At 53.4% G+C, this 15,529-nt stretch carries 13 protein-coding genes and 3 pseudogenes; 6 read left to right on the top strand and 10 right to left on the bottom strand.

All coding sequences use genetic code 11. The features are described from left to right. Nucleotides 1-73 precede the first annotated feature (73 nt). The 4 genes from JMI88_RS27285 to JMI88_RS27300 all read left to right on the top strand — a co-directional run bounded on the left by JMI88_RS27285 (nucleotide 74) and on the right by JMI88_RS27300 (nucleotide 5,608). Complete coding sequence (locus JMI88_RS27285; protein ID WP_201365125.1) at nucleotides 74-2,272, top strand: protein kinase domain-containing protein; 2,199 nt, start codon at nucleotides 74-76, stop codon at nucleotides 2,270-2,272. 96 nt (nucleotides 2,273-2,368) lie between these two features. Then, complete coding sequence (locus JMI88_RS27290) at nucleotides 2,369-3,631, top strand: vWA domain-containing protein (protein ID WP_201365126.1); 1,263 nt, start codon at nucleotides 2,369-2,371, stop codon at nucleotides 3,629-3,631. Nucleotides 3,632-3,657: 26 nt separating this feature from the next. Then, nucleotides 3,658-5,271, top strand: coding sequence for a tetratricopeptide repeat protein (locus tag JMI88_RS27295; protein ID WP_201365127.1), 1,614 nt, complete (start codon nucleotides 3,658-3,660; stop codon nucleotides 5,269-5,271). Nucleotides 5,272-5,317: 46 nt separating this feature from the next. Next, complete coding sequence (locus tag JMI88_RS27300) at nucleotides 5,318-5,608, top strand: hypothetical protein (protein ID WP_201365128.1); 291 nt, start codon at nucleotides 5,318-5,320, stop codon at nucleotides 5,606-5,608. On the opposite strand, the gene JMI88_RS41175 is transcribed toward JMI88_RS27300, so the two are convergent. The 9 genes and pseudogenes from JMI88_RS41175 to JMI88_RS27345 all read right to left on the bottom strand — a co-directional run bounded on the left by JMI88_RS41175 (nucleotide 5,597) and on the right by JMI88_RS27345 (nucleotide 13,993). Beyond that, nucleotides 5,597-6,430: a transposase gene (locus JMI88_RS41175; RefSeq protein WP_444542387.1), complete on the bottom strand. Its 834-nt coding sequence runs from the start codon at nucleotides 6,428-6,430 to the stop codon at nucleotides 5,597-5,599. The two genes, JMI88_RS27300 and JMI88_RS41175, sit on opposite strands and share 12 nt — an antisense overlap. A 15-nt stretch (nucleotides 6,431-6,445) precedes the next feature. Beyond that, nucleotides 6,446-7,234: a transposase gene (locus JMI88_RS41180; RefSeq protein WP_444542386.1), complete on the bottom strand. Its 789-nt coding sequence runs from the start codon at nucleotides 7,232-7,234 to the stop codon at nucleotides 6,446-6,448. Nucleotides 7,235-7,518: 284 nt separating this feature from the next. Continuing rightward, nucleotides 7,519-8,388, bottom strand: coding sequence for an NmrA family NAD(P)-binding protein (locus tag JMI88_RS27310; RefSeq protein WP_236023086.1), 870 nt, complete (start codon nucleotides 8,386-8,388; stop codon nucleotides 7,519-7,521). A gap of 541 nt (nucleotides 8,389-8,929) precedes the next feature. Continuing rightward, nucleotides 8,930-9,835: an SDR family oxidoreductase gene (locus JMI88_RS27315; protein ID WP_201365129.1), complete on the bottom strand. Its 906-nt coding sequence runs from the start codon at nucleotides 9,833-9,835 to the stop codon at nucleotides 8,930-8,932. 76 nt (nucleotides 9,836-9,911) lie between these two features. After that, nucleotides 9,912-10,274 carry a nuclear transport factor 2 family protein gene (locus JMI88_RS27320; protein ID WP_201365130.1) on the bottom strand — a complete coding sequence of 121 codons (363 nt, stop codon included), beginning with the start codon at nucleotides 10,272-10,274 and terminating at the stop codon, nucleotides 9,912-9,914. 494 nt (nucleotides 10,275-10,768) lie between these two features. Next, on the bottom strand, nucleotides 10,769-11,290 hold the full coding sequence (locus JMI88_RS27325; protein WP_201365131.1) for an alpha/beta fold hydrolase: 522 nt from the start codon (nucleotides 11,288-11,290) through the stop codon (nucleotides 10,769-10,771). Beyond that, nucleotides 11,278-11,445 (bottom strand): annotated as a pseudogene (locus JMI88_RS27330) (hydroxylase); the annotation flags it as partial. The gene JMI88_RS27325 and the pseudogene JMI88_RS27330, both read right to left, overlap by 13 nt. A 184-nt stretch (nucleotides 11,446-11,629) precedes the next feature. Then, nucleotides 11,630-12,630: pseudogene (locus JMI88_RS27340) on the bottom strand (nitrilase-related carbon-nitrogen hydrolase). Nucleotides 12,631-13,174: 544 nt separating this feature from the next. Continuing rightward, nucleotides 13,175-13,993, bottom strand: a pseudogene (locus tag JMI88_RS27345) (IS6 family transposase). Nucleotides 13,994-14,019: 26 nt separating this feature from the next. Between JMI88_RS27345 and JMI88_RS27350 the strand changes: the two are divergent. Beyond that, nucleotides 14,020-14,484 (top strand): GNAT family N-acetyltransferase, encoded by a 465-nt coding sequence (locus tag JMI88_RS27350; protein WP_201365135.1) that lies wholly within the window; start codon nucleotides 14,020-14,022, stop codon nucleotides 14,482-14,484. A 146-nt stretch (nucleotides 14,485-14,630) separates the two neighbouring features. Further along, nucleotides 14,631-14,801: a hypothetical protein gene (locus JMI88_RS27355; RefSeq protein ID WP_201365136.1), complete on the top strand. Its 171-nt coding sequence runs from the start codon at nucleotides 14,631-14,633 to the stop codon at nucleotides 14,799-14,801. Here JMI88_RS27355 and JMI88_RS27360 read toward each other — a convergent pair. Next, nucleotides 14,798-15,514, bottom strand: a complete 717-nt coding sequence (locus JMI88_RS27360) for an IS6 family transposase (protein WP_201365137.1) — start codon at nucleotides 15,512-15,514, stop codon at nucleotides 14,798-14,800. The genes JMI88_RS27355 and JMI88_RS27360 overlap by 4 nt on opposite strands. Nucleotides 15,515-15,529: the final 15 nt, after the last annotated feature.

Consider the following 15,529-nt stretch of genomic DNA (forward strand, 5'->3'; position numbering starts at 1 on the left):
GCGATATTGCAAATGATGCATGCGAAATGGCCCGTGATCGGGCTTAATATGTTCTTTTTCATGGAGGAAATACATGTCTTCCTGTCCCAATTGTCATCAACCTGTAGGAGGCGATGATGATATTTGCGAAAATTGTGGCGCTGTCCTCTCTTCGCTGCTCGTCCCTGCTTCCTTTGTGGCGGCGCCCATCGTGTCCCAGATGGGTAGCCACTCCAATCAGCCCTCATCTATAACCTGCCCCAATTGTCATCAACCACTACAACCAGGCGATGATATCTGTGAGCAGTGCGGCATGGTGGTCGATGGGCAAGAAATGATGCCAACATCCGCACCGGCGCAGGCGGCTGCCGGTCAAGCTCTACCGGTCAGCCGGGAAGAAACCTGTCCCAATTGCGGGAACCGAAAAGCTTCTGGGGTTAAGTTCTGTGGGCGCTGTGGCTACAACTTCATAGGCGCCACTACCGGACCCGACAGCAGCCCTTCTGTAGAAGGATCAACCACAATCACCCCGGGTTTGCAGATTGGTAGCCTGCTCAATTCCAAATATAAAGTGGCTCGAACCATTGGCGCGGGTGGTATGGGAGCCGTCTACCTGGCTGAAGACCAGGTCTTAAAGCGCCAGGTGGTGATCAAAGCGCTGCTCAGTGAAGATGATCCAGACCTGGTTGAACAAAGCGTCAAGGAACGTGAGTTCCTGGCTGCCGTCAAACATGCCAACATCGTTTCGATCTACGACTTTGTCACCGTCGGGACGCAAGGCTATATCGTGATGGAGTACGTACATGGTAAAACGCTGGAAGATCTGCTGGAGGAGCGCGGAGAACCACTCGGCATAGAAGAAGCCATCGGCTATATTCTCGGGATTTTACCTGCCTTCTCATATCTCGCCAAACTAGGGCTGGTCTATTGTGATTTTAAGCCCCAGAACGTGATGTTGGAGCAACTCAAAGACGGAACGAAGATAGTGAAACTGATAGACCTGGGAACGGTCATCAAGTACGAGCCGCATCCAAAGGATGTCTACGGCACGCATGGCTTTTATGCGCCCGAAGCGGTCAAGACGCCCTCATCAGCAACCGATCTCTACACCATTTGTCGAACGCTGGCCTACCTGGCAACACGCATGGACCTGGCCAATCCTATCTTCGGCATGCCATCCTCTGAGTACTACCAAGTGTTCCGCGACTATCCTGGTCTCTACCGGCTATTGGTCAAAGGGACGAATGCCAGGGCCGCCCTGCGCTTTCAAAGCGCCGAAGAGTTGCGGGATCAACTGACAGGAGTCTTGCGGCAAATTGTCAGCGGACGACCAGGGGTGCCCACTGGTTCACATATGTTTGTCGCGGGTATCCTGACGACAACGGGCAAGCTAGGATTACGCGGCGAGGCCATCCTGGACGAAACCGATAAGGCCATTGATATGTTGCACTATGGTGATCAGGCTTTAAGAGCCGGTAGCTACAGCAGTGCGCGCACCTTTTACCAGCAGGCTGTTAAGGTCAATCCCAACAGTGTGGATGCGCACCTGCGGCTGGCTGAAACAGCAATGGACCAGGGAGAGTACGCACTGGCATTGGCTGAAATCACGCAGGTACAGCGTCGATCTCCGGGACATTGGAAGGTGGCCTGGTACACCGGGCGGCTCCTGGAGGCGCAAGGGAAATATCAAGAAGCAGCCAATCAATATCGTGAACTGATGGCAGATTTACCAGGTGAGCTACCACCGCAACAGTCGCTGGCCCGCGTTTGTGCGTGTATGGGCGATACAGCTAGCGCGGTTGAGCTCTACACGGGTGTCTTAAAAGCTGACCCGGGAAATACCGAAGTGATCCTGGGGGTTACAGATGCGTTAATTCAGCTTCAACGCTGGAATGAAGCGGCGGTAATTTTGCGTGGAGTGAACGAAGCAGCAGCCAGGTATGTGGAAGCTCAATTGCTCCTATGCAAGCTCTACCTGCAACATATGGTTCCTTTGACCCCACAAAACGTGCAGAGCGCAGCTGAAGCCATTCAAGGGCTACGGGGACGTACCGAGGATCCACGCTACTATCTGATGCGTGGAGACATCTATCGAGCGGCCTGGTTGATGGCCAAAAGCAAACGACTCTCCTCAAATATCAGTATTGCCGGTGCCTCCAGGACTGATCCACGTACCCTGGGCCAGATGGCAGAGGAGAGTTATAGCGAATACCTACGCCGTGAGCTCCATCCCGACCAGCGGGAAGCAGTGGTCCGACGTCGTTTTGAAGTAGCACCCTGGCGTTGGGTATAAAATTCTACGCTTATTCCTGAAGCATATTGAATCCCATTTTTATTATGAGAAATGCAGCAACACCACTTATCTCAAAGAAAGAAGCATGAAACAACCATGTTTACCATCAATGCCTATCATAATCCCTTTCTGCGCGTCAATCAGACCTCGATGCAAGCGGTGATCTCGCTAAAAGTAGATGAGCAATTAGCGGTTGGCCCAACACCCCAGGCGTTGGCCATCGCCATGGATCGATCTGGATCAATGGATGGTGCCAAGATGAGCGCGGCCCGCGAGGGTGCGATAAAAACTGTCCAGGCTCTGGATGAGAGTATGGTATTTATGGTCGTCACCTTTAATGATTCTGGGAATGTCCTGTTTGGTCCAGCACTGGCCACCCCTGAGAATAAGAAGCAGGCTGTCACAGCTCTACAACGGGTGCGGGCCGCCAACGGAACGCGCATGAGCGCCGCCCTCAACCTGATTGCTGACAAACTCCAGCATGAACAATCACGAGCCCTCAAGATCCTCTTTTTAACCGATGGTAGGAATGAAGGAGAGACGCGGACACAATTAAACAAGGCTGTGGCCCGCTGCGCAGAGGCACATATCAGTATCAGCGCGTGGGGAGTTGGGACCGATTGGGATGCCGCCGAATTGCGTCATATTGCTGACGCCACACATGGCAGCGCGGATATTATACCCACGCCCGGGCAGGTTGAAGCTGCCTTTACGCAGACGTTCCGCGATATGCGCAAAACGGCTATCTCCAATGCACGACTCTTGCTCTGGACTCCCAATGGGGTACGCATCACACGCATAGAGCAGGTATATCCATCTATTGTGCAACTGGGATTAGAGCCTGATGCGAGCAATCCACGCCAGGTTGTGGCCTCGCTGGGTTCGTTTGCCGCCGGAGACCAGCGTGATTACTTGATCAATCTAGAGATGCCTGCTTATCCAGTTGGGCAGCAGTTTATGCTGATGCGACCCGCACTGCGCTTTCAAGCGGGAGGAATGCAGGCGCTAGAAGAGAAAAGCGCGCGTAGTGGCTGGGTCTTTGTTCAGTGGACCGACAATGCAGCGCAGGCAGCGCAGATTGAGGAACATATCGCACACTACACGAACCAGGAAGAATTGTCTCGCAGTATCAAAGAAGGACAGGAAGCCTTGGCGGCTGGTGATAGCGAAAAAGCCACTCGACTCCTGGGGCGGGCGCTAGAGATCAGCGAACGTACCAATAATGAGCGTATTACGCGCCTGCTCAACGATATCGTTGAACGCGACGCCAGGGGCACTATTCGTCTGAGTCAGCGTGCCGATGCAGTAGCGCGCAAGACACTGGCGATCAATACAGGCCGCACCTCAAAACTGAAATAGGTGTAAGTGAAAGAAGAGACGTTCGTATGGCTAAACAGATAGGGAAACAGGTGGTCTCTAGCAGTCCTGCTCAGACCATTGCAGCCAGGTCACAATCATCGCCTCAGCTAGATGGTATGTGGCGGAAGTTGGGGCGGCAAGCCTATCAAACCCTCAAAGGACAATTTGTGTTGCTGGCTGCTGGCTGTATGCTGGTGGCCTTGATCCTATCGCTCTTGATTGCGCAACAATTTCGCCGGGCCAACGACGACCTTAACACCATCGTCAGCGGGAGTATCCCCAGTGTCAATGCGGCACAGGCGATTGCACAATATATTGGAGATATCGATGCGAAATCCGCCGACTACCTGGCAACGGCCTCGTTGAAAGAGACAGGTCCCTGTTCGGTTGTAGGTACAGGCAACACCACGATTGACGGCGGCACCCTGACTGTACATGATTGCGACGCCAAAGATATCAATGCTGAACTCATCTTGATGAATCAGCAGATCTATCTGGCCGCGCACAATGTCACCTATTCCGGTGAGCAAACCGCCATTGAGCGTATCATTGCCGGAGCTGAAGAATATAGCTCGAATGTTGCGATTATGCAGCATGAATTTAGTTTAGCGAAGAGCATGACAGATCCACAGGATGAACACCTGGTCAGAGCCTATGCAGCTTATCAGGCCGCCGGGGATGTCCTGCATAGCAGAATTCAGCGCGTACCGCAACACAATGCAAATGGAACCTATGCGTTGGATGAGTCGAGCTTGCCCAATTGTAGGATTGGCTCGCGCAGTCTATCTCCAAATGAATGGGTCTTTGCGGGCATCGAAACCAATGTCGATTGTTTAAATGCGATCAACAAGCAACATCTCGATGATGCCTACAGTAATGTCAGTGGCTCTCTTACAGGCGATGTGGTACTGGCAATTCTGCTCTGCCTGGCGTTCTGTGCCTTGCTGGCCTTTACCACCTGGCGTATGGCACGGATAACCCATCGCATCATCAATATGGGCCTCTCGCTGGCTCTGGTGATAGGGATCGTGTTTAGCCTGACCGTGGTGAGTAATTTCCTGAACTTCGCTGGTCGCCATGGAGCTTATGGGCAAATCGTACAGGATGACTATGATAGCATCTACTATGCTGCCCAGCTTAATCGTTATGCGACCAATGCCAATGCTGATGAGTCGCGCTGGTTAGTCGCTCTGACCTTTCATGATCAAGCCGGGGTTGCGCGTTGGCAAGCTGATTGGCAGACCAGCACTCAGCAGGTACAAACCCTGATTGATCGTGCCCAGGCTAATCGTACCTGGCCCGAGGAAGACCAACCTCTGCAGGACATGCATAATTGGTGGGCAAAATATTATGGTATTGATGGCTCGATTCGTAGTACTGCCCAGGTTACTGATGGCATAGCCAGCTCCACGCATTTGTTACAAGCGGAGAAGTTAAGTACTGGTGACTCCAATACTGCCTTTGGCAATTTTACCACCGCAGTCGATCACTTGCGGCAAGCCAACGATGGTCACTACAGCGCAACTCTCCAGGCTACCCAAATTACGCTGAACGTATACAGTTTGTTCAGCCTTGTCCTTTTCATCAGTCTGGGCATCCTGGCTGTCTGGGGAGTGATGTATCGCTTGAAAGATTTCTGATTGAAAGATTTCTAAGATAGCTTGATCAGTGAAAAGGCCAATCGAAATGGAAGAGTCAGCATCCGATCATAGAGATCGGATGCGCTCTTCCTTCTCTTTTTTACTGATTTTGTGGTATTTTGTTGACAGAAAATGTTCAATAAGGCTTTTAAGTGTATTTTTGATGTCATTTGCCTTTAAAAATGGCTCATACATAACCTTGGTGAAGGATGAGTTTATGGGAAGAGGACTGCATCTTCCTAACGCTCAGAAAAACAGCTGCCTGGCCATTATTGATGAGCCTATCACCAAAGTTGATACCGGTGGCGAAGTCGAAACCCCCATCCTATGCAGCTGACTGCATCACCTTCTTAAAGGGAGAAGTCCGCGTCTGAGCAGGCGCTTCTCCCCGGAGCCAACTCATCAGGTGAACAATATTGATTGCGGTAGCGATGGCGACATGACTAAGATGTGTTTTGGGAAGGCCAAAATAGCGCGAACGCCGCAAACCCATCGTGCGCGTTCCTTGAGAGTGGGTTCCTTCAATCCCTGCCCGATGGCGATAGCTCTCCTTGAATGCATCTGTGCTCTCACGGTTGCGTGCAGCAAGCAAGGCCTGCATCCTCTCCGGAGGCTGCAACGTCAAGGTACGCCGTGTTTGCCCGGTGCAGGAGGTGCGACCGGGACAGACCTTACAATCGGTCTGGGAAAACTTGATTTTGATGACAGGGTGGCCTTTACCATCCTGAGCAGGTGTCCAGCTTGAGCTGATCTGACCGTGAGGGCAGGTCACAGTTCGTGCTTGCCAATCAATGCAGAAGTGCGTGACATCATACTCGGTATCGGCTTGCCACCAATAATTGTGACGAACCGGACCAAGGAGGTCCACTCCATATTGGTGCTGACTTTGTAGGAGATTGGCTGCATCGACATAGCCTGCATCCACCAGGTGTTGATCAGGGAGGAGGTGTTTGTCTGCGAGACCGGCCTGGATTGCAGGAAGGACTTGTTCGTCATTGATGCCAGCACGAGTGGTTTCCACGTGGGTAATCAGTTGCGGTGCCTCTTCGTCGCAGGTCTCACTGAAATGCGCCTTGTAGCCCACCCACAACGTGCTCCTTTTCTTGCCGTAGCGGGCATCGAGCTCATAGGGGGAGTTGATCAGTTGAGCTGCTGGCAGAGCAGGCTCAACGCGCTATTGCCCGCCTTGCTCTCTTGGCTCAAATTGCTGCTCCCAGATGATACGCAGCGTAGTGACGGCGGGCAGCGTTTTCATCCAGTCTGCGGTGCTAGCTGCATCTACTGCTTGCAGAAGCGTCCACCCATCGGCTCCCACCTGATTGGCATACTGTGTGCGTTCGTCCTCACCTTGGGGCAAGCGTTCATGTTCCAGCCTCTCCCCATAGCGTTCCACCCACTCGGCAGGCACGTAAGCGCGTACCCACGCCGGGGCCACCTCCGCCAGGACGTTTAACGCATAGACCATGGTCTGCGCCACGCACAGCACGCGGTTGAGTGCGCGGATCTTCGCCAGGATATGGGTGGAATCGGTGCGTTGCCGCCCGCGAGCTTTGAGCCATCCACCTTCCCGGCACCGCTCTAAGAGCAGATCTAACAAACGCTCTTCCGCATTGCCTTGAACGAGGCGTGAGCGAAATTCGGAGAGCACCGTATGATGAAAGCCAGGATCGGTGAGGTCCAGGCTGAGGGTATACTTCCAATCCAACCGGCTTCGTACCGCGTCTGCAGCTTGCCGATCCGTGAGATGCTCCATGAATTGCAGCACCGTGATGAACGCCAAACGCCATGGGGCCTCGGCAGGCTGACCATGCGTGGGAAACAGGTCAGCAAATGCTTCATCAACATACATCGTTCCCACCGTGTCGCGCAACTGCATCAGGACATTACCACGGGGAAAGATGGCACGTACGACACGGGCGGTTTCTTCAGGAACCGGAGGAATGGGTAGCACTTTGAGTGACATAGATGACCTCCTCATTGGGTACGCAACAACGCATTCATCACCTCCATGCTACTAGATGAGGTCCAGTTGCTCCGTTTTGACTTCGCCACCGGTATCAAAGTTGTGTATGAGCCACCAAGCAAAATGATTTACACAATCATGGAATCATTGGTCCGCTGGGTGGAACGAAAGAAAACCGGAGAGGCATCTTGCGTCCACATGCTTCTCGATGCTGATCCCAGCGTGTCTCACCTCTGTTCTCGTCAACAGAGGTGAGACACGCGTTCAATGGTCATGCAGACGACTCATTCAATTGCCTCTCGATGTTTTCTGATATATGCCTCAAGGTCCATTGGCGGTTGGCCCGTAATGTGCTCGATCACTTCATCTGTGCCAGAGAACATGCCTGCTGCATGGTCTTTCGCAGCTTCAATGATATGCTGTGCAAAGAAGGGCCGGCCCCTCTTCACCAATTGCTCGTGATACTCTTCAAGTGATATTTTTTCGTATTTGATTTTATATCCCAAGATCTGCGAAATCTTCTCGAATGCTTCGGCGTAGGTGTACTCTTTGGGACCAAACAGGCGGTAGGTTTTCCCTGTATGCGCTGATGGATGCTCTAAAATGCTTGCGATGAGACATGCTTGATCCTCCGCTGCGATGGGAGCGTGCTTGCTTTCGCCAAACGGCAATTGCACAAGACCGTCTTTGATATTTTGCGCATAGTAGAGAAACCATTCGGCAAAAAACGTCGGTCGCAGATGGGTGACAGCAAGGCCAGACCAATCAAACACTCGTTCTGCCATCCAGTGATTGAACGCCGCGTGACTCTTCGCCTCGCGTCTTGCTTGGATTTGCGACATATTCACGATGGCTGGCACGGCTGCCTCTTTCGCGGCTTGTGCGAAGTAGGCGGTTGCCTCGATGAGGCCGGGAGCAATTGGATACACGAAGTAGGCTCCCCAGACGCCTTCGAGCGCGGGCCGAATCGTGGTGAAATCGAGCAAATCTCCCACGGCGATCTCGACGCCTTGTTTTTCTAATTGTGCACTTCGTTCGTCGTACTTATGAACGAATGCCCTTACTTGATGGCCTCGTTCAAGAAGCAATTCGATCGTTTTCCCGCCGGTTGCTCCTGTTGCTCCTGTAATCAAAAAGCGTTTTGAACTCATCATGTTCCTCCATACTGATTCTATGTGCTTCTCCATATCGTTCAGAGCACAGCTATAGCCGATGACCGGCACTCCCTCGGTGTGACTGAAATCAAGCTCAGGGCACGCACAAAATCCATATGCTCATACACAGACGTACTGCTGCCGGCTGGTTCGAGGCGAGGACCGTGTGTTTAATCGTGATCTGTTTGCGAAACCCCATCTTTTTCACTTCCTTTGAGCACCAGGGTTGTGGGAGAACGCTTTTTCTGCGCCAGGATCAGCCTTTGCTCCTGAGACGAGCAGTTCAGCAACCGATTGGAGCAGCGTTGCCTGTAAATTTGCGAATGCGCGTGGGCGGATTGTTAAGAATTTTGATAATTAAATGGGAAAGCAAGCAATCAACCTGAATCGGCGCGACACGAGAGATCTCTTCACTACGCTTCGATGGGAGAGCAAAAATTTTGTACGTCTTTTGCCCGTTCTACCGCCTATTTAATTGGAAAGATTTGGTCAGAATCCGCCCACGTGCATTCGCAAATTTACACAAAAAGGAGCGTGTGGCTCACTTCTTCAACTTCTGTTTCTCTCCCTTTGGTGTGAGGGTCGTCAGGGGGAGATCGAGCGCCTCGAAAAAGGATCGGGTCGCCTGTGTGACGGCCTCGTTTATCGCCTGGGGAGCCTGCCGTTGGGCAACCGGCGCAACAACGGTGTGCAATGGCCGCTCCCCCGCTGGTTGGGCGATGACTCTGGCCACCGCGTCGGCCACCTCCTGGGGATCGGGAGGCGTGGCGGATCGGTTCTCTGCGTAAAACGCCGTCGTAAACGCATCCATAGCAGCCTGATAAAGGGCAGTCCGTCCGGTATCTGCCGCGCTCTGATGTTTCGCCGCAATTGGGGTCGGGTAGGTTCCAGGCTCAATAATGGCGGCGTCGATGCCAAAGGGTGCCAGTTCATAGCGATACGACTCGGTGAGTGCCTCCAGGGCAAACTTTGTCGCTCCATAGAGGCCCAGAAAAGGCAAGGCCAGACGCCCGCCAATGGACCCAATTTGCAGCAGCAACCCACTGCCGAGCCTGCGCATGTGTGGCAGAGCTGCCCGGTTCACCCGCAACACGCTAAAAACATTGGTATCGAATTGCTGCTGGGCTTGTTCCAGGGTGAATGCTTCCAGTGGACCACTATACGATGTTCCGGCATTGTTGACCACCACGTCAAGACGACCCGTGATCCCTACAAGAGATGCGATTGCCTGCTCCACGGAAGCGTCGTCAGTGATATCGATTTCGATGATATGCATTGCCAGCTGTTCTCGTTGCGCCAGAGCGCGTAGTTCTTCTGCCGTAGGGGCATTTTTCCCCGCCACAGCACGCATGCCCGCAAAAACGGTGTATCCCTGGCGTGCTAGGGTTTCAACGATCAGACGACCAAAGCCACTGCTACTGCCAGTGACAAGTATTGTTTGCGCCATCGGTATGTTTCCTTTCTTCTCAAAATGACATGACCGGCAGTCATGTCTTGGCGTTGCCACCGCTCACTCCCTGGCATTACGCCTTTGGAACGATGGCATTGTGTACTGTCTGAAGAGTGATCAAGCCATTCTCAAAGAGGAAGGTTTCTACTCCATCAGAGACGCTTGCCCGCGCGGAGTCGGCGGTCCACTCAAGAAAGAGCACGTTGTCCGCGTACATCGTTTTGACGCCCCACGGTGCCTTGGGAAGCTCCTGGAGAAGATCGGCGAAGAACTGACGTATCGCGTCCTTGCCACGGAGAACACCAGACGGGCTGATGAAGGTAGCGGCGGCAGCGTAATCCATCATAGTGGCATCGAGATCTTCGGCCCCCAAGGCCTGTGTGTGGTGAGTAAAGACTTTCTCCGGCGTCCTTTTCGAGAAATCTGTTTGTGTCATCGCTTTCTCCTCTCCTCTGCAAAGACGTTGCACATCCCACGGGATGTGCAACGAGCTGCCCCTTAGGCTGAAGTGTCTTCACAGGCCCGTTCACTGCTCTCTCTTGTTGCTGAGACGGGGCGAGATCAAGCGGTGTGAGTGCCGTTCCTCACACCAAAGCCCAGTTCATGCACCTCGCCCTCCCTGCTCCTAATGTAAGGAAGAAGCGTTATGAAAGCGCTATCAACAGCCTCATAGGCCGTGGAGTGAGGAACGGCTCTGCTGCCTGAGGCACATGTGAAAGCCATGAAGGACGCGCTCACGCCCGTTCGACTTCACAGAGCAAACTCGTTGTGCATCCCGTGGGACGAGCCATTAATCAAAGCACATGACACTCTGCCTCAGTGTTCGCTTTCCTCAAGGGAGAGGAACATGGGAACAATTTCACTTGTTAGCACGTTGTATCAGGTCGTCAAAATGACACGTAAGGACCTACTGCGTCTCCTTTTGGCGACCTACTCCTCTTGTTCAGAGAAAAATGTGTTGAGTCGTCGTAGCAGTTCTTCTGGTTGTTCCTCAGCGCTATAGTGGCCGTACTGTGGGATGATGCCGCCGGAGACGTGTTCAGCGAGCTGAGCGAGACTATAGAAAGGCCAGCCAGCTCCGCTGTATTCGCCTCCCAGCGCTAAGACCGGGATGCGTAACTTTTCTTTGCTGTACTCTTTAAAGAGCTGTGCATTGATTGAGAACTCGCGATAATAGCTAAATCCGGCCCGTAAGGCGTCTCGGCCAGAATAACAACGAACGTACTCATCGATCTCCTCTTGAGTGAATGCAGCCGGAGCACGAGAGAAGAACCACTGAAGCAGGATACGCTCACGTCCCTCGGCAAGAGATTCCGTCAGGCCACCAGGAGCCTGGAAAAAGCCGAAGTGCCAGATGTTGCGTTTGGCGGCAAAATCTTCGCGCCCAAAGCCTTCGAGGGGAATATCCAGGATCACGAGACGCTGCACAGCCTCACGGTACCGAGCTGGCACAACGCTTTGGCGCGCTCATCCTCTCGCCGGACCAAGGCGCGTACCTTCTGCCCCTTGGCGAGCAGCAATGCGGTGAGGTTGCGGCCGATAGCACCGACATCGCCGGCCGCTCCGGTCACAAGGATCGGGCTGTCATGTGTAGATTTCATTGTCATACTCCTTACTTTGTAGTTGCGTTCAGATAGGTTGGGAGGCGTTCGGAGTTCGGCGTGTTCTCGGGTCTGATCGTCACCGGACAGGACACCTCTTGATGGATCCTCGACGTCTGCCGTGTGCCTGATTTATCCCCGACCATGCTGGATCCGGCGCGGCAGGTGGCCGGCTGGACGAACGGCGGGATTACAGGACCTCGACGGTCCTCTCCTCCTCGACAGCCGTGCGCAAGGCCTCAGCCTTCGGGTGCTCGGTGCGCTCATGGACGTGCGACGCGGGCGTCCGATCGATCAGCAGGCTGAGCAGTTCGGGGCGGCTGTAGTGACCGCGCGCGTCCATGATTCTCTTGCGGAAGTCGATCTGAGCGAAGTCAAGATCTGCAATCACTTCGCCTTCACCAGCTTTGAGAGGCTCGCCGATGATCTGGCCTTCCGGGTTCACAATGGCGGTGAAGCAGCCGCCGGAAATCGGCTCGATAGTACACCCCGTATCCTTCATGATCTGGGCCTGCTGATCGGCATCGAGCCACGCCGTCGCGTTGACGACAAAGCAGCGGATTCGAGGGCGTGCTGGCGGATGTTCACTTCCGTCTGCTCCGCGAACAGCGGGCCGAAGATCGATCCGGGATGCATCGCCGAGTGGATCTGCTCGCCATCGGCAATGAGCGCGTAACGCGCGAGCGGCAGGTAGTGCTCCCAGCAGGCGAGCTGTCCGATACGCCCAACGGCGCTATCGACGGCGCGCAGGCCCGTGCCATCGCCCTGGCCCCAGATCATACGCTCATGATAGGTTGGCGTAATCTTGCGGCGGCGCTGGATCAGCGTACCGTCCGCGTCGAAGAGAAGCTGCGTATTGTAGATCGAGCGGCCGTCGCGCTCATTGACGCCGATCGAGACGACCATGTTCGCCTCCTTCGCGGCCTCGCCGATCGCATGGGTCTCGGCAGACGGGACCGTGACCGACTCTTCGAGCAGACGCTGATGCTCCTTCCCAATCCTCATGTCGAACGCTGACTGCACGAAGGAGAAATAGGGGTAGTAGGGAACGACGGTTTCGGGGAAGGTCGCGAACTGGACGCCCTGTTTGCCCAGCTCACGGATCTTCTTCACGACCTTCTCGACGGTACCCTGCCGGCTGTACAGCACGGGGCTGATCTGCACGGCGGCAGCTTTAACGATGGTGCTCACTGTATGTTCCTTTCAGGTTGACGTGACGGAATTCGCTACGCTGTATGTTGCATACACAACACTATGGGCCGCTTACTCCACGAGTTCGTCGAGCGGGATGCTGTCGGCCACGCTGACTATGGCAGCCACGCCTTCCTCGCCGAGCAACTGTTTTGCTTTCACCTGTGCTGATCGCCACGCAGGCGCCGCCGAAATCAGTAATTTCCTGCCGGCCTGCGATATGGCAATTGGCCTTACGTGACTTTTTGACGAGAGGGTACAACGTGCGGTAGAAGTGATCAATTCTAGCGTGTCTCTCTGCTCAAGATGCAGAGATCGCCAGTGATGAAGCTACTCTAGCGCAACTCCTGATCCTAATAAGAAGAAAAACACAGCCCTAGATGTTCAAAGTTACTACTTCTATAGCACGTTGTATCAGGTCGTCAAAATGACACGTAAGGACCATATGAGAGTTCAAGAGGCCCTCCCCTGTCACATTGGACGGATGTGTCAGAATTGAGAACACAGAAGATCACATCATGTTTGGCTCCATCCAACACTCCGTTTAGGCTACCAGGAACATGGCTTTCAAGGTATCCAATCGATGGCAGAACAGACGGCGTTGGTCGGCAAGAGAAATGTATTGCTTCATCGTGGTACGAAACCGGAAGAACTGGCGTACCTCGTCGAACGCCCTGCAGAAGCGTGATGCCGACGTGAAGTTTCCAAATCCGCGCATGGGATAATAGCGCTGCTTGATCCCACGATGGTCTTGTTCCAAGCGGTTGTTCAGGTACGGGTTACAGCGATGGAGAACCTCATAGCCGAGCATCTCATGGATCGCTCGTGGATAGGAGTTATGCCCGTCGGTCGTTAGGCGTTCTGGCACAGAACCAACTGTCTCAACCGCCTGCTTGAAAAACCGTTGAGCTGCATCCATATCCCGTTTCTCGCTCAGCAGAGAATCAACGAGATTGCCATCCCGGTCGATGGCCCGATAGAGGGAACACCACTTCCCGTGGACTTTGACGTAGGTTTCATCGACGTACCAGGAGGTTTGCGCTTGTCCGCGTCTTCTAGCACGGAGTTGATCCGCCAACAACGGTGCAAAACGAGCTTCCCAGTCCCGAACCGCCTCATAGGTAAACACAAAACCGCGTTCGAGAAATATCTCAGCGAGGTCACGTAGACTCAGCTTATAGCGCAGACGCCAGAGGACAACAAGAAGAACAATCTCTGTCGGGTATTCTCAGTAATGAAAAGGAGTGCCAGTTCGTTCATGAAAGATGCGTTGGCAGGTTGAACAGCGGAAGGTTCGGTAGCCGAGTACTGTTTTCTTTCTCTGTTCCCTGATCACTGTGGATAGACAAGATGGACAGTTCATGAGGCACTCCTACAAAAAATACGTGCGTGATCATCAGTTTACCACAAAAGGAGGGATCTCGGCTTGAGGTCTTGTTCTCAGTTCTGACGCATCCGACATACTATCAACGCAATCTCATTGCTACCGTGGATGGGGAAGGAAACGGCGAGCGTCTTGTCGCTGAGCAAAATGGATCGATCGTCGGCAGTGTTATGCTCTTCCCACCGGCAACGAATCCCTATGCGAATGCGCTCATCTGCGCCTCCTACCCGGAGGTCCGTTTTCTCGCGGTTCTTCCACAGATGCGTGGACAAGGTATTGGAACCGCTCTCATGAAGGAGCGCGAACGACATGCTCAGGAGGCGGGAGCACAGGCCATCGGGCTGCACACTGCGGAAGTCATGCAGACCGCAATACGCATGTATGAGCGTCTAGGCTTTGTGCGCACTCCCGAAACCGACTTTCAGTCCGGCGAAGGAGTGGTTGTGCTCGGGTATCGACACACGTTTTGAGGAAAAGGGCAAGATGCCTCAACCAGGCCTGGCAGTTCAGTTTATGGTCTTTTTGACAATTATGATCCGATCCGGAAGCCATGTGCGTCCTGTAAACAGGTTCTCACGGGGAGACCTGCTGCAGACATTGGAAAGGAAGAAATCTGATGAGTCGTACAGTACGTATTTCTGTTGAGCATGTGGTCGTCTCATCAAAGCTGCCGTACCAACAGGTGATAGACACGCTCGAAGCCCTCTTGGGCACTATAGAAGGTAGTGTTGCAAAAAATAAGAGGGAAAAGAAATGGAGCGTGAGTGGACCCTATCAAAGTTCTTAGGCTGCCACTCCAAACAGCTTGGCAACCAGGGCAACCTGCCCTCCCACATCCCCTTTTGCCACGCCTTGCAGTTGCCCTTTTCTCAGCATGTTCATCACCTCAAACCCCTGTATGGTTCGCCACGCCGTCTCGAAAGAGAAGAAGCCCATCCCCGGTTTGGTTAACCGTTTGATACACCGGTGGTCTTGTTCAATGAGATTATTGAGATACTTCACCTGTCGCAACTCGCAGCTCTCGGGGATCTTTCCGACTGTTTTGAGGTCATTGAACGCTTTGGGATAGGCTGCATTTTTATCGACATTGATCACTCGCGGTTCTGTTGTATGAAAGGCAGAGAGGGTTTTCAAAAAGAAGTGCTTAGCCGCATTTCCATCTCTGATCGAGCTCAGCCAAAAGTCGAGTGTATTTCCCTGTGAATCGACCGCTCGATAGAGGTAGACCCACTCTTTTTTCACTTTGATGTACGTCTCATCAACACGCCAAGAATCCGTTGTGAACTTCACATGGAGGCGGCACCGCCGTTCAAGCTCAGGAGCATAGTGCTGGATCCAGCGATAGATCGTGGTATGATCAACGTTCAGGCCGCGCTCAGCCATCATTTCTTCGAGATCCCGATAGCTGAGCGAATAGCGCAGATACCAGCGCACACACAGGAGAATGATGTCAGCCTGGAAATGACGCCACTTGAAGGGATTCTGGTTCTGGTTGCTCATGATGGAGACCTCTCT

The sequence above is a fragment of the Dictyobacter formicarum genome (genome assembly GCF_016587435.1).